The following is a 20,154-nucleotide window of genomic DNA, read 5'->3' as shown; positions in this document are numbered from 1 at the left end:
GCAGGCCGAGCGCCTACTCCCCGTCGTGAACCCCGGGTGCGCCGGCTGAGCCCTGCGATCCGCCGTGCAGAGCGCCGGGAGCAGCGGGATTCACCGGACCGTGTACCGGCTCGCCCCTCACCTCGGCAACCGAAGGGAACTGCACACCCTGCGGATCACCGGGTGAAACGATCTGGGGGACACTGCCTTCCGGCATCTTCAGCCTGGGCCTACCCGATGCGGTCGAGGGCAACTGATCACCCGCGTCCGGAACGAGCTGGAGCAGCGTGGAGAAGTCGACGACCTGCGCGCCGAGCGTCTCCGTCGCGACGATCACGCCATTCGTGTACAGCCGATACGTGCCTGCCCGTTGCGGCAGCAGCATTTCCGGACCGATCGGCTCACCCACCGCGCTGCCCGCACCGCCGATCCGCCGATACTCGGTGTCGATCACCGACTCACCCGCCAGTGCCTCGATGGTCAGATCCGGCTGTGCCGGTGTCTCGGGAACCGCCGGGGCGGGGACGGACTCGACGAGTTCGTCGGGCGCCGGTCCGACTTCGAAGGTCTGGATGTCGGCGGGCCTACCGCCGTCCGGGGCGGCCGAGTATTCCGAGCGCAGGATCTGCCCGTCACGCAGCAACACCGTGCCCGTGGTGGCGGCGACGGCGTCGGTGGTGCGCGAATCCTCCTTCACCGTCCCGGGATAGGCCTGGCAGTCGGTGGTGTCGCAGGTCTGCGCGTAGGCGTAACGACTCTCGGCGAGCGCGTAGGAGCGGGCCGCGATCGCTTGTGCGCGTAAGGCTTCGAAAGCGCCCTGGTCTGCCCAGTTGGCCTGCATCTCCGCGGGCAGGACACCGGCGAGGTAATCGTCGAGGTCCACCTGGTTGACGGTGCGGAAGGACTCGCCTTCGAGCGCCACTCCGAGTGCGCCGCGATAGGCGGTGCCGCCGCAGAGGGTCAGATGTTCGTCGGCGGGTCTGCCCGCACCGGCGCCGACCGGATACACGAACGGATCGTCGGTCGCGTCCTGCCACAACACTTCACCGTCGCAGCCCGCGGTCACCACCACGTTCGCCCCGCCGTCGGGCAACGGCGTGAGATGGGCCGCGTCGCCGGGTCCGATCGTGCGACCGGCGACCTGCGCGCCGGCGGCGGCGAAGGTGTCGAGGGTGGCGTCGTCTTGCGCCTGGAGGCGGACACCGATCGTTGTCGGGCCGATTTGCCCGAGATCAGCCCCGGGGTAGTAGTGGCCGAGAATCTCCTCGGCCGTCCAGCCCGCCCGCGCGTTGTCGAAGGCCCCGACCTGGCTCATGCCGCGACCGTGTCCGGCGCCGACGGTCGGCGTGATCTGTCCCGGCAGGATCTGCCACAGGCCGATCGCCCCGGTCATCGCCAGCACAGTCGTGCTGACCAGCACCGGCAGCGGGACGGTTCGGATCATCGGCACGGCCCGGCGACGGGTGCCACGGCCGGTACTGCGGGTGATCTTGGTGTCCGCTCTCATACTGCGCTCCCACGGTTTCGCGGTTCGACCGGCGGAGCTCGCGTCGGCATGTCGTCGTCGCCTGGCGGGATCCGAGGGCTACATTCGAGCAATCACATAAGTCTCGAGTAGAGGTTGAGATGTGTGACGTATGTTAACTAGTGTGATGCGTGAGGTTAGAGGAAGCAAGCATCACATGCGCGGAAAAACACGAGCTCGACCCTGATAGGAGTCGCACGTGCGATACCGAAAGCCGAAACGTTCCTACGTGCTCCCGGTCGTCACGACCCTTGTTGTCGCCGCACCGATCGGCGCGTTCGCCCTCAGCGACTCGACCGATTACCGCAGCGCGAACGATTCCCAGGTCGCGGCCGTGCCGACGCAGCTGGCCGAGGTCGCGCTGGCCGCGGTTCCCGAGATCACGGTCCCGCTGCGTGACCTGACCGGCCTCGATCTGCCCGACCTGCACCTCTCGGACCTGCGCATGTTGCAGCTGCCGAGCTCGATCCCGATCCCCCCGGGATTGCCGATGCCCCCGGGCGTGGCGCTGCCCACCGAGATCCCGCTGCCGCAGCTGCCGACGAAGCCGCAGCCGACCCCGACGCAGCAGGCCACACCGGGTGCCGCGGCGCCCGGTGCCGCGACGCCGCCCGCGCGCCCGCCGGTCCCGAGCACATCGGTCCCGACCGCGCCGCCGGCTCCTCCGGCCGCGACACCCCGAGCCCAAACCCCGGTCCCGGGCGCGCCCGCTCCGGCAGCTCCGGCGCCGGAAGGAGCAGCTACCCAGGCCCCCGCGGCTCCGGCCGCGCCCGCTCCGGACCAAGCGCAGGCTGCTCCGGTACCAGCGCAACCAGCTCCGGGCGCTCCCGTCGGCGCTACGCCGACGTCAGCCGCACCGGTGCCCGCCCCCCAGCCTCCGGCCGCACCCGCGACCGGCGCCCCCGTCTCCCAGAGCCGTTCCGGCGGAGCCGCATTCATCGCCGACCCGGAAAACCTCGAACCCGGCACCACCCCCGACACCCCGGCCCTCGCACCGGGCGCGGTCGGCGCGGACGTCATCGACCAGGTGGGCGCGCAGGTCAAGGAGCTCACCCAGGACACGCCGTTCAGCATGGTCGCCGTCACCGCCCGCGACATGGCGAACACCACCACCAAGCTGCGGGCTCGCCAGCTCGACGGCAACTGGGGCCCCTGGTACAACGCCGATCCGGTCGACACCAGGGCCACCGATCAGACCCCGGCCGACGCGCCCACCGGCACCGAACCGATCTACGTCGGCGAGACCACCGCGGTGCAGATGCTGGTCACCCGCAAGCCCACCGCGGGCCCGGACCACGACCCGGCCCACCTCACCGAGGCCGCGCTCAAGGCCGTCCTGATCAATCCGGGGCGGGCCGCGATCGATGCCGCGCTCAACGACGTCGCCGCGGCGCTGCCCGGTGGCGGACCGAAGGTCATCACCCGCGCGCAGTGGGGTGCCGACGAGTCGATCCGCTGCCAGGAACCCACCTACGACGACGGCGTCGGCGGCATCACCGTGCACCACACGGCCGGTCGCAACGACTACAGCCGCTCCGAGTCCGCGGGCATCGTCCGCGCGATCTACGCCTATCACGCCGAGACGCTGGGTTGGTGCGACGTCGGCTACAACGCGTTGGTCGACCAGTACGGCCAGATCTTCGAGGGTCGCTACGGTGGCCTCGACCGCGCGGTCCAGGGCGCGCACGCGGGCGGTTTCAACGAGAACACCGTGGGTGTGGCGCTGATGGGCAACTACGAGACCGAGGAACCGAGCAACGAGTCGATCAACGCGATCGGCAAGTTCATCGGCTGGCGGGCCAAGCTCGCCGGGATCAATCCCAAGGGTATGACCACGATGTACTCCGAGGGCACCGAGTTCACGCCGTACGCGTACGACGAAGCCGTCGACCTGCCGGTGGTGTTCGCGCATCGCGACGTCGGCAACACCGACTGCCCCGGCGACGCCGCCTACGACCTGATGGATCGCATTCGCGGGATCGCGGCGGGCAATTCCGGCACCTACACCTCGCCGCCGACGGTGAATCGTCCGCCGAGCCAGCAAGCCCGTGCGCCGCAGGGCAATATGGCCGAACTGGGCGCGATGGTGGACAAGTTCCTCGGCCTGTCCGCCGACAACGCGATCGCCAAGCACTGGGTCGCCAAGGGTGGGGTCGACGGTCCGCTCGGGGCACCGCAGTCGGACCTGATCTCGGGCGCGCAGGGCCGCCAGTACGCGAAGTTCGCCAACGGTTTCGTCTATTCGGGCGAGGGCGGCCAGGTGTTCGAGGTGGTCGGCGCGATTCTCGACCGGTATCTGAGCCTGGGCGCCGATTCGGGCGTACTCGGCCTGCCGACCGCGAGTTCCTACCTCGTCCCGAACGGTCTTCGCACCGATTTCCAGCACGGTTCGCTGGTGCTCAACGAACTCACGGGCATCGTCACGACGTTCTGGAAGACCTACGACGAGACCTACAAGCAGGAAATGAACGGTCAGCCGAAGCCGGGTCAGGGCCCCACCGCCCCGACCCTCGGATTGGCGATTCCGGCGCCGGCCCCGACCGACCCGCAGCCCCCCGCCGAACCGCAGGCCCCGCCTGCCGAACCGGCACCCGCGCACCAGGCCCCCGCCGAACAGGTCCCGGCAGACCCGCCGGCCCCCGAACCCGCCCCGATCGGCTAACCCCCGGTCACGGCGAAGAACGGCCGGTGCACCCTCCGCACGAGGGGCACCGGCCGTTTATTGGAGCGCTGGAGCTAGTACCACCAACGTTCCAAGACCATCGCCACACCGTGGTCGATATTGCTGCCGGTCACCTCGTCGGCGGCCGCCCGAGCCTCCGGATGGGCGTTGCCCATCGCGACGCCGTGCCCGGCCATCGCCAGCATCGGTACATCGTTGGGCATGTCGCCGAAGGCCACGATCGACGAATGTTCGGCGCCGATCCGGCGTGCGACCTCGGCCAGCCCGGACGCCTTCGTCACCCGCGGCACCGCCAGCTCGATCAGTCCGCTCTCGGTGGAGTAGGTGATCTCGGCGCGGTCGCCGATCAGCGGAGCCAGCGCCGCGCGCATGTCGGAACTGCGGGCCGAACTGAGCCGGATGAGCATTTTGATCGCGGGTGAGTCGATCACCTCGGCGTGCGAGACGACGGTGTCGTCGGGGTTGAGCCAGGCGTGTTCGTAGGTCGGCGAGCTGACGAACTGCGGGGTCACGGCGTCGTGCGCGCTGGCCCCGACCCGCTCGGTGGCCAGGCCGCAACCGGGCAACGCGCGCTCGGCGATGTCGGCCAGCCAGCTCAGGGTCTCGACATCGAGGGTGTGGCTCGACAGCACCCGATCGGTCGCGCTGTCGTAGATGACCGCACCGTTTCCGCAGATCGCCAGCGGTGCGTACCCGAGTTCGCTGACGACCGGGTCGATCCAGCGCGGCGGGCGGCCGGTGGCGAGCACGAAGGTGGCACCGTCGGCGACGAGGGCCCCGACGGCCGCCTTGGTGCGTGCCGAGATCTTGTCGGAGTCGTCGATCAGGGTGCCGTCGACATCGCTGGCCACCAGCAGCGGTTTCGGGTGCAGGTGCGTCATCCCATCTATCCTGCCGCACGTCGCCACACGGGGACGCCGGACTGTCCCTATGATCAGGGCCTGATCACCCGATCCAGAGGGGACTGATGACCGGCTTCTTGTTGCGGCGCACACTCAACTACGTTGTGCTCCTTCTGCTGGCATCATTTCTGACTTTCAGCCTCGCGTCACTCACGTTCAACCCGCTCGAGAGTCTCGAGCAGCGCAACCCGCGCCCGCCGCAGTCGGTGATCGACGCGAAGGCCGACCAGTTGCATCTCGACGAGCCGATCCCACAGCGCTATCTCACCTGGCTGGGCGGCGTCGTGCAAGGGGATTTCGGGACCACCCTGGCCGGGCAGCCGGTGAGCGAGGAACTGGGCAGGCGGGTGGCGGTGAGTCTGCGGCTGCTGATCCTCGGTTCGGTCATCGGCACCGTGCTCGGCGTGCTGATCGGTGCGGCGGGCGCGATCCGGCAGTACAAGTTCAGCGACTACTTCTCGACGGTGCTGTCGCTGCTGATCATCTCGACACCGATCTTCTTGCTGGCGACGCTGCTGAAATACGGTGCACTGCAGATCAATACGATGACCGGGACGCAGATCTTCCTGTACACCGGCGAGACCTCCGCCACGCAGGTCAACGGGTTCTGGAACCAGATGCTCGACCGCGCACAGCATTTGGTGCTGCCCACCTTGGCGCTGGCGCTCGTCGCCATGGCCGGATACAGCCGCTACCAGCGCAACGCCATGCTCGATGTGCTCGGCAGCGATTTCATCCGAACAGCGAGAGCCAAGGGCCTGACCCGCAATCACGCGCTCTACAAACACGGCCTGCGCACCGCGCTGATCCCGATGGCGACGTTGTTCGCCTACAGTCTGGGCGCCTTGATCACCGGCGCCACCTTCGTCGAAAAGATCTTCGGCTGGCACGGTGTCGGCGAATGGCTGATCGATTCGATCAATTCCCAGGACCTCTATGTGGTGGTGACGGTGACGGCGTTCGCCGGCCTGGTGGTGCTGGTGTCGGGGTTGCTCTCCGACGTCGTCCTGGCCCTGCTCGACCCGAGGGTGCGTATCTCATGACCGAAACCGAACTCATCGCCGTCGGCGCGCCCGAGGTCGCCGCGGCCGGTCGCCGCAAACTGGTCTGGCGACGTTTTCTGCGCAACAAGCCCGCCGTGGTCGGCGCGGTGATCCTGGTGCTGATGTTCGTGGCCAGTTTCGTGCTGCCACCGCTGCTGCCGTGGGACTACCAGCAGATGGACTACAAGGCGCTGCTGAAACCGCCGAGCCTCGAGCACCCGTTCGGCACCACCCAGATCGGTCAGGACGTCCTCGCCCAGACCATGCGCGGGCTACAGAAGTCGCTGATCATCGGCTTCTGCGTGGCGATCTTTTCCAGCGTGATCGCCGCGACAGCGGGCGCGGTGGCCGGGCTGCTCGGCGGCTGGACCGACCGCGCGATCATGTGGTTCGTCGATCTGCTGCTGGTGGTCCCCAGTTTCATCATCATCGCGCTGTTCGCGCCGCGCACCAAGGGCTCCGGATCGATCGTGATCCTGATCGTGCTGCTGAGCGTCTTCGGCTGGATGATCGCCGCTCGCATCATCCGGGGCCTCACCCTGAGCTTGCGCGACCGTGAATTCGTGCGCGCCGCGCGGTATATGGGCGCGCCGACCCGCACCGTGATCCTCAGTCACATCATCCCGAACATCGCCTCGATCCTGATCATCGACACCACGCTGGCCGTCGGTGCGGCGATCAGCGCCGAAACCGGTTTGAGCTTCCTCGGTTTCGGCGTGCAGCCACCGGATGTGTCGCTGGGTTCGCTGATCGCGGCGGGCACCAAATCGGCGCTCACCTACCCGTGGCTGTTCCTGTTCGCCGGTGGCCTGCTGATCACGATCGTGTTGTCCGCCAACCTGGTCGGCGACGGCCTGCGTGACGCGTTCGACCCCGGCGCCCGCGGGGCGCGCAAGTCACGCAAGGAGGTCGCCGAGCACAAGGATCAGGCGCAGGTGGAGTTGAGGAAAGCCGAGAAGCGATGACCGCGTCGACCGCACCCCTGCTCGAGGTCACCGATCTGCGGGTCTCGTTCCCCGGCGAGGAAGGCCGCGTCGAGGCGGTGCGCGGGGTGAACTACACCGTCGCCGACGGCGAGGTGCTCGCCATCGTCGGCGAGTCCGGTTCGGGAAAATCGGTGTCCTCGCTCGCGGTGATCGGTCTGCTGCCCGACCAGGCCCGGGTGCAGGGATCGGTGCGCCTGCGCGGTCGCGAACTGCTCGGCCTCGGCGACAAGCAGATGTCGAAGCTGCGCGGTTCCTCGATCAGCATGGTCTTCCAGGATCCGCTCTCCGCGCTGACGCCGGTGTACCGGATCGGTGACCAGATCGCGGAAGCCCTGCTCGCGCACGGCGAGATGAGCCGCAAGGAAGCGGGCGAGCGGGCCATCGAACTGCTCGAACTCGTCGGCATCGCCGATGCCAGGGCCCGTTCCAGGGCGTTCCCGCACGAATTCTCCGGTGGTATGCGCCAGCGCGTGGTGATCGCGATGGCCATCGCCAACGATCCCGCACTGATCATCTGCGACGAACCGACCACCGCGCTCGACGTGACGGTGCAGGCCCAGATCCTCGCGTTGCTGCGCGAGGCGCGCGATATCACCGGCGCGGGCGTCATCATGATCACCCACGACATGGGCATCGCGGCCACCGTCGCCGACCGTGTGGCCGTGATGTATGCGGGCAAGATCGTCGAAACCGCGCCGGTCACCGAGCTTTTCACCGCGCCGCGTATGCCCTACACCGTCGGACTGCTCGGCTCCATCCCGCGCATGGACGGCCCGCCACGCACGCCGCTGATCCCGATCCTCGGCGCCCCACCCGCCATGCACGCCCTGCCGCCGGGTTGCTCGTTCGCGCCACGGTGCCCGGTCTCGATCGGCGACTGCACCGCCGCCGAACCGCCGCTGGAGAAGGTGAGCCCCGGTCACTCGGTCGCCTGCATCCGCACCGCCGAGGTCGGCACGCACCAGCTCTTCGAGTCCTACCGCAAGGAGATCCCGGCCCCGGCGTACCCCGACCGCACCGACGACGACATCGTCCTGCGCGTGACCGACCTGGTGAAAACCTTCCCCCTCACCTCCGGTGTGCTGCTGCGCCGCCGCACCGGCGAGGTCCGCGCGGTCGACGGCATCAGTTTCGCCGTGCGCGCGGGCCGCACCCTCGCGCTGGTCGGCGAATCCGGTTCGGGCAAGTCGACCACCCTGTCGCAGATCATGGACCTGGCGCCCCCGCAGTCGGGCAGCATCGAGGTGCTCGGCAACGACGTCGCCACCCTCACCAAGGCCCGCACCCGCGAGATCCGCCGCAAGATGCAGATCGTCTTCCAGGACCCCAGCTCCTCCCTCGACCCGCGTCTGCCGATCTTCGACGTCCTCGCCGAGCCACTGCGCATCGACGGCCGGTCTCGCGACGAGGTGAACCGGCGGGTGCCGGAGTTGTTGCGGCAGGTCGGATTACGTCCCGAGCACGCCGATCGCTACCCCTCGGACTTCTCCGGCGGCCAGAAGCAGCGCATCAGCATCGCCCGCGCACTGGCCCTCGACACCCAGTTGCTGGTCCTCGACGAACCCGTCTCGTCGCTGGACGTGTCGATCCAGGCCGGCGTCCTCAACCTGCTGCGCGACCTACAGGCCGAGCACGGATTGTCCTACCTGTTCGTCTCCCACGACCTGTCGGTGGTGCGCAACCTCGCCCACGACATCGCGGTGATGCTGCAGGGCAAGATCGTCGAATCCGGTCCGGCCGAGCAGATCTTCGCCGATCCTCAGCACGAATACACGCGCTCGCTCATCGCGGCCGTACCGGAACCCGTCGTCAGCGGCTGAGAACGTCGGTCCAGCCGAAAGAGGAGGCGTCATGAGAACCCGTCGAATGCGAGCAGGCCGCAGGGCCCGACTGCGATGTGCTGCCGTGGTGGTGGCGGCCGGGATGATCGTGGCGGGCTGTGCGGGCGGCGACGAGTCGGCGACCGGGTTGAGTGATGCGATCGGGTCGACCAGCGACATCAATCCCAAGAGCGTCGACGAGCTGCGCGAGGGCGGCAATCTGCGCTTGGCGACCACCGACTATCCCGCCAACTGGAACATCCTGTCCAATGACGGCAACAACGGCGAGATCGGTTACATCGTGCGCGCGATGCTGCCGCGGTCCTTCGAGATCGACGCGGCGGGTCAGCTCAGCATCGACACCGATTTCTTCACCGATATCCAGCTGACCGGCACCGATCCGATGCAGGTGACGTATTCGATCAACCCGCAAGCGGTCTGGTCGGACGGGTCGCCGATCACCTGGGAGGATCTGGCCGCCCAGGCACACGCGCTGAGCGGACGCGACAAGAGCTATCTGATCGCGATCACCAACGGTTTCGAATTCGTCGACAGGGTGGAGCGAGGTGCCGACGACCAGCAGGCCGTCCTCACCTTCAGCAAGCCCTACGCCGACTGGCGCGGCCAGTTCTCCGGTAACTCCGCCCTCTATCCGAAGTCGGTGACCAGCACGCCCGAGGCCTTCAACACCGGTCTCGCCGAGGCGATCACTCTCACCGCGGGCCCGTTCGTCGTCAGCGCCACCGACCGCGGCCAGGGCCGAATCACCCTGGGCCGCAACCCCAGATGGTGGGGCGACAAGCCCGTTCTCGACACCATCACCTACAGCGTGCTCGACGCGACATCGTGGGTCCAGGCGTTGCAGAACAACGAACTCGACCTCATTCGCCTGACCACCCTCGACGACGTGAAGACGGTGCGCGGCACCGAGGGACTCGTGGTGCGCCGTGCGCCCGGTAATCGCTGGCGCCACATCACTTTCAACGGCGCACCCGGCTCGATCCTGGCCGAAGAGGGCGTGCGCGTGGCCATCTCGAAGGCCATAGATCGCCAGGGGATCGTCAACGCCATGCAGAACGGGCTGGTCGAGGACCCGAAACCGCTGAACAACCACATTTTCCTCCAGGGCCAAAAGGGCTACCAGGACAACAGTCTCGGTTTCGACCCCGCTGCCGCGGCCCAGCAACTCGACGACCTGGGCTGGAAGCTCAACGGTGAGGTGCGCGAGAAGGGCGGCCGCAAACTGGTGATCCGTGACGTCATGTACAACGACCCGACCTGGGTCCAGATCGCCCAGATCATCCAGCAGAACCTGGCTGCCATCGGCGTGCAACTCGACATCGACACCAAGCCCGCCGCCGGTCTTTTCACCGACGTCATCCAGCCCGGCGACTTCGACGCCGCCCAGTACGTCTACGAGGGCGACCCCTTCCCGCTGAGCAGCATCCGCCAGATCTACTACTACGACCCCACCGACCTCCAGTCCAACTACGGCCGCATCGGCTCCCCCGAACTCAACGCCCTCATCGAACAAACCCTCACCGAACTGGACCCCCAGAAGTCCATCGACCTCGCGAACCAGGTCGACCGCGAGGTATTCGAAGAAGGCCACTCCCTCCCCCTGATGCAGTCCGACGGCAGCTTCGGCGCCCGCACCACCCTCGCCAACATCGGCTCCCCTGGATTGGCAACATACGACTACACAAAGATCGGATTCACGAAATGACCACTGAAACTCACGCCAGGCGTTTACGCCGGGCCGGTCTCCGCGTCGCGGTGCCTGTTTTCGCCTTGACGTTGGTGCTCGGCGGTTGTGGATCCGGTTCGGACGTGCAATCGGGTTCGAGCACGATCGGCTCGGTCAATGACATCAATCCGCAGCCACGCGATGCCGTGCAGGACGGCGGCAATCTTCGGCTGGCCATTCCCGGATTCCCCGCGATATTCAACAGCAGCCATGTCGATTCGGACGGCTATGTGAGCGAGCTGACCGGCTGGACCATTCCGGGAGCGATCACCGCCGACGCCGCCGGAAATCTCACCACCGATACCAATTACTTCACCTCTATCGAGCTCACGAACACCAACCCGCAAACGATCGAATACACGATCAACCCGAAAGCGGTGTGGTCCGACGGCTCTCCGATCACCTGGAACGACCTGCGGTCCCAGGTCGGTGCGCTGAGCGGTCGTGACCCGGCTTTCAAGGTCTCGGCGACCCAGGCCTACAGCAGCGTCGAGAAGGTCGAGCGCGGCGTCGACGACAGGCAGGCGATCGTGACCTTCGCCGAGCACTACGCGGAGTGGAAGGGGCTGTTCAATCCCCTCTATCCCCAGCAGAGCACTGCCACACCGCAAACCTTCGACGACTTCTATCGCAACGAGATGCCGCTGTCGTCGGGACCGTTCATGGTCACCTCTATCGACCGCGCCCAGCAGCGGATCGTGCTCAGCCGCAACCCGAGATGGTGGGGTGAGACTCCCAAACTCACCACTGTCACCTACAGCATCCTCGACAGCGCTGCCCAGCTCAGCGCGCTGCAGAACAACGAACTCGACGCCGTCGATCCGTTGAGCACCATCGACGAGATCAAGACCGCGACGAATACACCCGGCATCCAGGTGCGCCGGGCCCCGGCAAATCGGTTCATGCACACGACTTTCAACGGCGCGCCCGGTGCCCTGCTCGCGGATCCGAAACTGCGCATCGCGATCTCCAAGGGCATCAATCGGCAGGCGATCGCCACCGCTATTCAGAACGGTCTGGTCACCGACCCGAAGCCGCTGAACAACCACCTGTACCTGGTCGGCCAGACGGGTTTCCAGGACAACGCCGAGTCGGTGTCCTTCGACCCGGCCGCGGCCGCCCGCATGCTCGACGAGCTGGGCTGGAAACTCAACGGCGACGTCCGCGAGAAGGACGGCCGTCAGCTGGTGATCCGCGATGTGATGGCCCAGAACGATGTACAGGTCCAGGTCGCCACGATCACCCAGCAGAACCTGGCGGAGATCGGGGTGAAGGTGCTTATCGAAACCTATCCGGGTACAGCCTTTTTCACCGACATCATCGATCCCGGCAACTTCGATATCGCCCAATTCGCGTGGCAGAAGAGCATTTTCCCGCTCGGTGCGCTGCCCCAGATCTACGCCTACGATCCGGCGAACAAGCTGAGCAACTACGGCAGCATCGGTTCCCCTGAGCTCAACGCGCTCATCGAGGAGACCATCGCGGAACTCGATCCACAGAAGGCGATCGAATTGGCCAACAAGGCCGACCGAATGATCTTCGAAGAGGGATTCTCGCTGCCGCTGGTGCAGTCCGCGGGAGCCGTGGCGACCCGCGCGAATCTGGCGAACTTCGGCGCGTTCGGCCTCGCCTCGGCCGACTACACCAAGGTCGGCTTCCTGAAGTGAGTTCGGGACCGGCGCGCGCACTCACCTATCCGCTGCTCGTCACGGGCGGCACCCTCGCGGTGATCGCCGCGTGGGTGCCGTTCGCCGATATCGATCAGCTGAGTGGGCTCGCCGTGGTCGCGCTCGCCGTACTCGCCTACACCGCGTATCAGGGCGGACTTGCCTTCGGGGTTTTCCCGACCGGGCTGGTTGCCACAGGGACCGTGCGCGGTAGGCGGGTTCGGCAGCAGTATCGGCTGGTCAGCCGGTCGTGGCTGGAGCTGAGCAGTGGTGATCGGATGGTGTGGCAGCCGGTCTTCTATGAACCGGCGCTGTCGACACTCACCCCGACCGACCTGGAGCTGACCGGCCGATCCATCCTTGCGGGCGACACCCGTTTCTCTCCCTCTGGTCGTGTTCGCACCACCGAGCCGTCGGGCAAGCTCGTCGACAATCCGTCCCGCGCCACAGATCCACCCGCGTTCGGGATCGCCCGCCGCCTGATCCTCGACGTTCAGCAGGCGGTCGGCGCTCCCCTGGTCGGCCTGCTGTGGGTGTATGTCATGAACGGCGGGCTCGGCGCGTTCGTCGCCACCACCACGGTCGCCGCCGCCACCTTCACGTGGCTTTCCGCCATTCGGGGCTCCGACCCCAGCTAGGTCACCAGGCAGTCATGGCTGCTCTCCTTTGACCGGACTGGTCTGACCACTTGACCTCTTACCTCTGAAGGCGCAGTATCGGGGGTATGGCATGGACTCCCGTGGTGAAGCGCTCGGTTTCCGGTGATGTGTTCGAGCAGATCGCCGCCGAGGTGCTGGGCGGAGAGTTGGCAGCCGGCAGCACGCTGCCGAGCGAGCGGCAGTTGGCCGAGGCGCTGGGGGTGTCGCGGCCCGCGGTGCGCGAGGCGTTGCAGCGGTTGGCCGCGGCGGGGCTGGTCGCCGTTCGGCAAGGTGAGGCGACGACTGTGCTCGACTATCGGCGCAGCGCCGGGCTGGAAGTGCTGCCGCGACTGCTGCTTCGAGGGGATTCCATCGATCCCGCGGTCGCGCGCAGCATTCTGGAGGCGCGGATGCACAACGGGCCGAAGATCGCCGAGCTCGCCGCGGCGCGGGTTCGATCGCGCGGTGCGGCCGAGCCGCGCGTCGAGAGCGAATTGGCACTGTTGGGCAAATCCGTCGATTCCCTTGTCGCCGAATCGGATCCGCTCACCCAGCAGCGGATCGCCCTCGAATTCTGGGACCACATCCTCGACCTCGCCGACTCGATCGCCTTCCGGCTGATGTATTCCATGCTGCGCGCCGCCTACGAACCCGCCCTGGCCGCGCTGGCGCCGATCATGTCCGCTGAGGTGGGCAATGGCGTCGCCTATCGAGACCTGGCCGCCGCGATCGCCGCGGGCGAGCCGGAACGGGCCGCCGACACCGCCCGAGCACTGCTCGAGCCGGCGACCACCGCCCTGATCCATGCCCTCGACGGGGCATGATCCACCCGAGGAATGACATGACCGATCACCGTCCGACAACGACGTCGCGCGACTCCGAAGAAACCCGTGCGACCGAACCCCACCGAACCCCCGACCGCGGCTCGCCGCGGGCGATCCGGCGCAGCATGCCCCTGAGCGAGGCGGCTCGCGAATTCCTCCGGCATCCGTCGCCCTGGATGATCGCCGCGGTCTTCGTGGTCGCCGCGAGTACCCGCATCGTCATCGGCGACTGGCACCTCACCGACGCCCTTGTTCCCGTGGTGATTCTGGCCGCGTTCCCGCTCGTCGAGTGGATCATCCACGTCACCGTGCTGCACTGGCGTCCACGGCACCTCGGCCCGCTGACCCTCGACAGCGAGCTGGCCCGCAAACACCGCGAGCACCACGTCGACCCGCGCGACATCCCGCTGATCTTCATCCCGCCGAAGTCGCTGCTAGTGACGATCGTCGCCCTGGTCGCGATCGCCCTACTGGCCTTCCCCCGCACCGGCCTCGGCCTCACCTACTTGCTGACCATCACCACCCTGGGCCTGCTCTACGAGTGGACGCACTACCTGATCCACACCGACTACAAGCCGAAACATGCCCTGTACCGCGCGATTTGGCGCAACCACCGCCACCACCACTACAAGAACGAGCACTACTGGTTCACCGTGACCACCTCCGGCACCGCCGACCGCCTCCTCGGCACCGCCCCCGACCCGGCCACGACACCGACCTCTCCCACGGCGCGAAACCTCCACGCCGCCTAGATCCGAAGCAGCACTCAAACCCGGCTCGCATCATCACGCGAGCCGGGTTTTTGCTTGCACCTTAATACCCTAGGGGGGTATGGTACCGAGCACGAGATCACTCCGCTCGAAAGGACGAAAGTCGTGACTACGCAATCGCAATCCACCCGGAAGTGGTGGGCGCTGGCGGTGATCGCCGCCGCGCAGTTCATGGTCATCATGGACACCTCGATCATCGGGATCGCGCTGCCGAAGATGCAGGCCGAGCTCGGATTCACGCCGGGCAATCTGACGTGGGTGTTCAACGCCTATGTGGTCGCCTTCGGCGGTCTACTGCTGCTCGGCGGCAGGCTCTCCGATCTGCTCGGCGCTCGCCGGGTATTCGCCGCGGGCTGGGTGGTACTCGGTGCCGGCTCCGTCATCGCCGGCGCGGCAGGCACTGTCGGTGCCGAGCTGGCCGGTCGGGCGATCCAAGGTGGTGGTGCGGCGCTGATCGCGCCCTCGGCACTCACGTTGCTGATGATGCTGTTCGGCGGATCGCCGCAGGAGCTCACCAAGGCGCTCGCCGTGTACGGCGCGGCCGCGCCCGCCGGTGGTACCGCGGGCGTGTTTCTGGGTGGCGTGATCACCGAATACATCAGCTGGCCTTGGGTTTTCTACATCAATGTTCCGATCGCGGTGCTCGCGCTGATCGCCGTGCCGCTACTGATGCCCGCCGCTCCGGCGCGGAAGGGATCCATCGATATCGCCGGATCTGTCACTGTGACAGCCGGCTTGGCCGCCGCGGTGTACGCGATCGTGCAGGCGCCGGAGGTCGGTTGGGCTTCGGGTGAGACCTGGAGTGTGCTGGCACTGGCCGCCGCGCTGCTGGCGGGCTTCGTCGCCATCCAGTCCCGGCGTAGCGAACCACTCATGCGGCTGAACATCTTCCGCGCACCGAACCTGGCCGCCGCCAACTTCGCCCAGTTCGCGCTGGCCGCCGCGTGGGTGCCGATGTGGTTCTTCCTCAACCTGTACCTGCAACAGGTGCTCGGGTACAGCGCGTTCCCCTCGGGTGCGGCGCTGCTGCCGATGACCACGCTGATCATGCTCGGCATGGTGGTGCTCGCCCCGAGGGCGATGCGGCGATTCGGCGCGAAGCCGATGATCGTCACCGGTCTGATCGTGCTGGGTCTCGGCCTCGGGGTCATGTCGCTGGTGCGGCCGACCGGCAACTTCTGGATCGACGTGCTGCCGGCCTCCCTGATAGCCGCCGGGGGTATGTCGCTGGCCTTCATTCCCTCGCTCGGCACCGCCATCTCGGCGGCCCGACCCGAGGAAGGCGGGCTGGCCTCGGGCATCGTCAACGTCAGTTACCAGGTGGGTTCCGCGCTCGGTTTGGCCGCGATGACGGCGGTGGCCGCCGCGTTCGGCACGAGCGAGCTCGGTGACGTCTCGGCGCTGACCGATGGCTACTCCGCGGCCTTCCTGGGGGCAGGCGTGCTGGCACTGGCGGGCGCGGGCATCACCGCCGCGACCATGCGGACCCCGGTCGCGGACAGGGTCGACGCGACTGTTTGACAAAGTACCCTAGGGGGGTATGGTAATTACCGACAGCCGCCACCTCGCAGACTGAACCGGAACGGAGCATCCCGATGAACGCACCAGGCAAATTCGCCGGATTCACCCTCGGCCTCGCGGCGGTCTTCGGGATCGCTCTGGCCGCGGGCGCCCTGATCGGCCCGCAACCCTCCGAACCGGCCGGGCACGGCGAGCACTCGACCGCGGCGGCACCGTCCGCCGATCTACCCGGCGGGCTGCTCGCCACCGACCAGGGCTACACGCTCGCCTTGGACAAGCCGAACACCACCACCGCACCGCAGTCGCCGACAAGTTTTCGCATCCTCGACGCGAACGGCGCACCGGTCACGAAGTACGTGAACAGCCACGACAAAGACCTGCACCTGATCGTGGTCCGGCGCGACATGGCGGGCTTCCAGCACGTCCACCCGGTCCTTGATCCGGCCGGAACCTGGACAGTCCCGCTGAACCTCAGCCGGGGCGGCGACTACCGCGTCTACGCCGACTTCACCCCCGAGGGCGGGTCGAACCTGACGCTCGGCGCCGATCTGCGGGTCGCGGGCAACTACGACGTGCAGGCACTGCCCGCCCCCGCCGCCACCGCGCAGGTCGGTGAGTACACGGTCGCGCTGAACGGCACGGTCGCCCCCGGCACCGCGTCGAAGGTGACGCTGTCGGTCAGCCGCAACGGCACCCCGGTCACCGACCTGCAGCCCTACCTCGGGGCCTACGGTCACCTGGTAGCCCTGCGCGCCGCCGACCTCGCCTACCTGCACGTTCATCCCGAGGGCAGGCCCGGCGACGGAGTCACCCCCGCCGGACCCGGCATCGACTTCATCGTGAACGCACCGAGCGCCGGCGACTATCGCCTGTTCCTCGACTTCCAGCACCAGGGCGTGGTGCGCACCGCCGAGTTCACGGTGCGAGTCGCCACCCCGAACGCCACCGGTGCGAGCAACCCCGCCCCGACCAGCGCGCCCGCCGACCACGGCACCCCCGGCCACGGCCACTGACCCCACCTGGTTCACCCGTGATCGCTCAGCAAGAATTGCATCAGGAACGAAGGAGCACCCCATGACCGCCGTGACACACCCACCGGGCACCGGCCAGGTAGAACTGGTGATCGGTGGCATGACCTGCGCTTCCTGCGCGAACCGGATCGAGAAGAAGCTCAACAAGCTCGACGGGGTCACCGCCACGGTCAACTACGCGACCGAGAAGGCGCGCGTCGACTTCACCGGTGACGTCTCCCCCGAGGCGCTGATCGCCACCGTCGAGCAGGCCGGCTACACCGCGGCGCTCCCCGCGCCGAAGAAGCCCGAGACCGGCGAATCGCCGGCCGCCGAAGCGGACCCGACGGCCTCGCTGCGCACCCGGCTGATCGTGTCGGCACTGCTCGCCGTGCCGGTGATCGCGATGGCGATGATCCCGGCGCTGCAGTTCACCAACTGGCAGTGGCTCTCGCTCACACTGGCCGCACCGGTCGTGATCTGGGGCGCGCTGCCCTTCCACACCGCCGCGTGGACCAACCTGAAGCACGGCACCGCCACCATGGACACCCTGGTGTCGATGGGCACGCTCGCCGCCTTCGGCTGGTCGCTGTACGCGCTGTTCTGGGGCACGGCGGGCACGCCGGGAATGAAGCACCCGTTCGAGCTCACCATCGCGCGGATGGACGGCACCGGCAGCATCTACCTCGAAGCCGCGGCGGGCGTGACCACGTTCATCCTGGCCGGAAGGTATTTCGAGGCACGGTCCAAGCGCCGGGCGGGCGCTGCGCTGAGGGCCCTGCTCGAGCTCGGCGCGAAGGATGTCGCGATTCTTCGCGGCGGCGTCGAGACGCGCATTCCGGTGGAGCAGTTGGTCGTCGGTGACGAGTTCATCGTGCGGCCGGGCGAGAAGATCGCCACCGACGGTGTGATCACCGAGGGCACATCGGCGGTCGACGCGTCCATGCTCACCGGCGAGTCGGTGCCGGTGGAGGTCGGCGTCGACGATGGCGTCACCGGTGCCACCGTGAACGTCGGCGGACGACTCGTCGTACGCGCCACCAGGATCGGCGCCGACACCCAGCTCGCCCAGATGGCACAGCTCGTCGAGGACGCGCAGACCGGCAAGGCGCAGGCTCAGCGGCTGGCCGACAGGATCTCCGGCATCTTCGTGCCGATCGTCATCGCGCTCGCCGTCGCCACCCTCGGATTCTGGCTCGGCACCGGCGGTTCCATCGCCGCGGCCTTCACGGCCGGCGTGGCGGTGCTGATCATCGCCTGCCCCTGCGCCCTCGGCCTGGCCACCCCGACCGCGCTGATGGTCGGCACCGGACGCGGCGCGCAACTGGGCATCCTGATCAAGGGACCCGAGGTGCTCGAATCGACCCGCGAGGTCGACACCATTGTGCTGGACAAGACCGGCACCGTCACCACCGGCAAGATGACGCTGCTCGACGTGATCCCCGCCGAGGGTGAACTGGGGAGCAAGGTCCTGGAAATCGCTGGTGCGCTGGAGGATTCGTCGGAGCACCCGATCGCACAGGCGATCGCCAAGGGCGCACGGGACGAGTTCGGCACGTTGCCGGCGGTGGAGGGCTTCGCCAATCTCGAAGGCCTCGGTGTGCAGGGCGTGGTCGACGGGCACGCGGTGATCGTCGGCCGGGCGCGACTGCTGGCCGACTGGTCACAGCCGCTCGACGAGACGCTGGAAACCGCACTGGCGGAAGCGGAAACGGCAGGCAGGACCGCGGTCGCGATCGGCTGGGACGGCAAGGCGCGCGGCGTGCTGGTGGTCGCCGACGCGGTGAAGCCGAGCTCGGCGCAGGCCATCGCCCAGTTCCGTGAGCTCGGGCTGACGCCGATCCTGCTCACCGGTGACAATGCCCGCGCGGCCCGCACCATCGGCGACGAAGTCGGCATCGACGAGGTCATCGCCGAGGTGCTGCCGCAGGACAAGGTCAACACCGTCAAGCGGCTACAGGCCGAGGGCAAGGTCGTCGCCATGGTCGGTGACGGCGTCAACGACGCCGCCGCCCTGGCCCAGGCCGACCTCGGCCTGTCGATGGGCACCGGCACCGACGTCGCCATCGAGGCCAGCGACCTCACCCTCGTCCGCGGCGACCTCCGCGCCGCCGCCGACGCGATCCGGCTCTCGCGGCGCACCCTGGCCACGATCAAGGGCAACCTGTTCTGGGCCTTCGCCTACAACGTGGCCGCCATCCCCCTGGCCATGGCGGGCCTGCTCAACCCGATGCTGGCAGGCGCCGCGATGGCGTTCAGCTCGGTCTTCGTGGTGAGCAACAGCCTGCGGCTGCGCCGGTTCGAGTCGACCGCGCGGTAGACCGGCGGCCAGAGGCGAGGTCCGTAGATCTACGGACCTCGCCTTGTCAGAACAGGTACTGCCGGTCTGCCGAGATGAAGAAGCCGTGACCGTCGGCGTCGCAGCGGACGCCCTGTTGGGTGGAGGTGCAGGCGGCGCCGCGGACGATGATGGTGTCGCCGTAGTTCAGGGTCTTTCCGCCGCCCTTGTTGGTGCCGTCCACCGGCTCGCCGACGAAGAAGCCCTGGTTGGTGCACAGGAATTCCGCTGTGCCGCCGTAGATGTGGGCGGCGACTTTGCGGGCCGGGGAGTTGTCGCAGGTGGGAAGTTCGGGCGGGATCACGTGTGTATCGGCCAGCTGGCAGCCGACGCCGAGGGTGCCCTCTTCGACGAAGCCGCACAGGATGTTGCCGGTGGGCGACTGGAAGTAGAAGTTGTTGCGCTGCTGGTAGTCGCGGGCGTCGACGGTGGCGTCGTCACGGGTGGGCAGGTCGGCCGGACTCGGGCCGGCGCCGGGCGCGGTGGGTGGCTCGTTGGAGGCAGGCGCGACGGTCGAAGCGTTGCCCTGATCCGCGGGCTGGGTGGTCACCGGCACGCGCGATTGCGTGGACGCACCGTCGCACGCGGCGAGCCCACCGGCGAGCACCGCCAGCGCGGCCACCGCGATTACTGATCTCATGATCTCTCCCCTCGATGTCCGACCCCATTCGAAGGAAGAATCGACAGCAGGAGCGGATTCG

Annotated in this window: 15 protein-coding genes; 12 read left to right on the top strand and 3 right to left on the bottom strand. The window is 67.7% G+C overall.

Annotated features, from left to right (window positions below):
- Positions 1–13: 13 nt before the first annotated feature.
- A complete protein-coding gene (locus tag ACFWFP_RS19040; RefSeq protein ID WP_379296696.1) occupies positions 14–1,486 on the bottom strand; it encodes a SpoIID/LytB domain-containing protein in 1,473 nt (490 codons plus the stop codon).
- Between the two features lie 217 nt (positions 1,487–1,703).
- On the opposite strand from ACFWFP_RS19040, the gene ACFWFP_RS19035 reads away from it, so the two are divergent.
- A complete protein-coding gene (locus ACFWFP_RS19035) occupies positions 1,704–4,166 on the top strand; it encodes an N-acetylmuramoyl-L-alanine amidase (RefSeq protein ID WP_379296694.1) in 2,463 nt (820 codons plus the stop codon).
- Between the two features lie 74 nt (positions 4,167–4,240).
- Here the strand turns inward: ACFWFP_RS19035 and ACFWFP_RS19030 are convergent, their stop codons facing one another.
- Positions 4,241–5,068 (bottom strand): HAD family hydrolase, encoded by an 828-nt coding sequence (locus ACFWFP_RS19030; protein ID WP_379296692.1) that lies wholly within the window; start codon positions 5,066–5,068, stop codon positions 4,241–4,243.
- 86 nt (positions 5,069–5,154) lie between these two features.
- Here ACFWFP_RS19030 and ACFWFP_RS19025 point away from each other — a divergent pair, with 86 nt between their 5' ends.
- The 11 genes from ACFWFP_RS19025 (at position 5,155) to ACFWFP_RS18975 (ending at position 19,435) form a co-directional block, all read left to right on the top strand.
- Positions 5,155–6,132: an ABC transporter permease gene (locus ACFWFP_RS19025; RefSeq protein ID WP_379296690.1), complete on the top strand. Its 978-nt coding sequence runs from the start codon at positions 5,155–5,157 to the stop codon at positions 6,130–6,132.
- Positions 6,129–7,097, top strand: coding sequence for an ABC transporter permease subunit (locus tag ACFWFP_RS19020; protein ID WP_379296688.1), 969 nt, complete (start codon positions 6,129–6,131; stop codon positions 7,095–7,097). Before ACFWFP_RS19025 ends, ACFWFP_RS19020 begins: the two co-directional genes overlap by 4 nt.
- Positions 7,094–8,938, top strand: a complete 1,845-nt coding sequence (locus ACFWFP_RS19015; protein WP_379296686.1) for an ABC transporter ATP-binding protein — start codon at positions 7,094–7,096, stop codon at positions 8,936–8,938. The genes ACFWFP_RS19020 and ACFWFP_RS19015 overlap by 4 nt, the downstream gene beginning before the upstream one ends.
- Before the next feature lie 31 nt (positions 8,939–8,969).
- Complete coding sequence (locus ACFWFP_RS19010) at positions 8,970–10,664, top strand: ABC transporter family substrate-binding protein (protein WP_379296684.1); 1,695 nt, start codon at positions 8,970–8,972, stop codon at positions 10,662–10,664.
- Entirely contained in the window at positions 10,661–12,352 is a 1,692-nt protein-coding gene (locus ACFWFP_RS19005; RefSeq protein WP_379296682.1) for an ABC transporter family substrate-binding protein, read from the top strand. Before ACFWFP_RS19010 ends, ACFWFP_RS19005 begins: the two co-directional genes overlap by 4 nt.
- On the top strand, positions 12,349–12,990 hold the full coding sequence (locus tag ACFWFP_RS19000) for a hypothetical protein (RefSeq protein WP_379296680.1): 642 nt from the start codon (positions 12,349–12,351) through the stop codon (positions 12,988–12,990). The genes ACFWFP_RS19005 and ACFWFP_RS19000 overlap by 4 nt, the downstream gene beginning before the upstream one ends.
- 86 nt (positions 12,991–13,076) lie before the next feature.
- Positions 13,077–13,814, top strand: a complete 738-nt coding sequence (locus ACFWFP_RS18995; protein ID WP_379296678.1) for a FadR/GntR family transcriptional regulator — start codon at positions 13,077–13,079, stop codon at positions 13,812–13,814.
- A gap of 125 nt (positions 13,815–13,939) precedes the next feature.
- Positions 13,940–14,566: a sterol desaturase family protein gene (locus ACFWFP_RS18990; protein WP_379296830.1), complete on the top strand. Its 627-nt coding sequence runs from the start codon at positions 13,940–13,942 to the stop codon at positions 14,564–14,566.
- A gap of 123 nt (positions 14,567–14,689) precedes the next feature.
- Positions 14,690–16,105, top strand: a complete 1,416-nt coding sequence (locus ACFWFP_RS18985) for an MFS transporter (RefSeq protein ID WP_379296676.1) — start codon at positions 14,690–14,692, stop codon at positions 16,103–16,105.
- A 74-nt stretch (positions 16,106–16,179) separates the two neighbouring features.
- The gene (locus ACFWFP_RS18980) at positions 16,180–17,118 is read left to right on the top strand and encodes a hypothetical protein (protein WP_379296674.1); all 939 of its coding nucleotides are present in this window, start codon (positions 16,180–16,182) and stop codon (positions 17,116–17,118) included.
- 61 nt (positions 17,119–17,179) lie between these two features.
- Positions 17,180–19,435, top strand: a complete 2,256-nt coding sequence (locus ACFWFP_RS18975; protein ID WP_379296672.1) for a heavy metal translocating P-type ATPase — start codon at positions 17,180–17,182, stop codon at positions 19,433–19,435.
- Between the two features lie 46 nt (positions 19,436–19,481).
- On the opposite strand, the gene ACFWFP_RS18970 is transcribed toward ACFWFP_RS18975, so the two are convergent.
- Positions 19,482–20,093, bottom strand: coding sequence for a DUF6636 domain-containing protein (locus tag ACFWFP_RS18970; protein WP_379296670.1), 612 nt, complete (start codon positions 20,091–20,093; stop codon positions 19,482–19,484).
- Positions 20,094–20,154 lie beyond the last annotated feature (61 nt).

The sequence above is a fragment of the Nocardia sp. NPDC060249 genome (assembly GCF_042728755.1).
Lineage (GTDB): Bacteria > Actinomycetota > Actinomycetes > Mycobacteriales > Mycobacteriaceae > Nocardia.
Note: the sequence above shows the minus strand (reverse complement) of the source record. Positions and strands in the feature narration are given on the sequence as shown.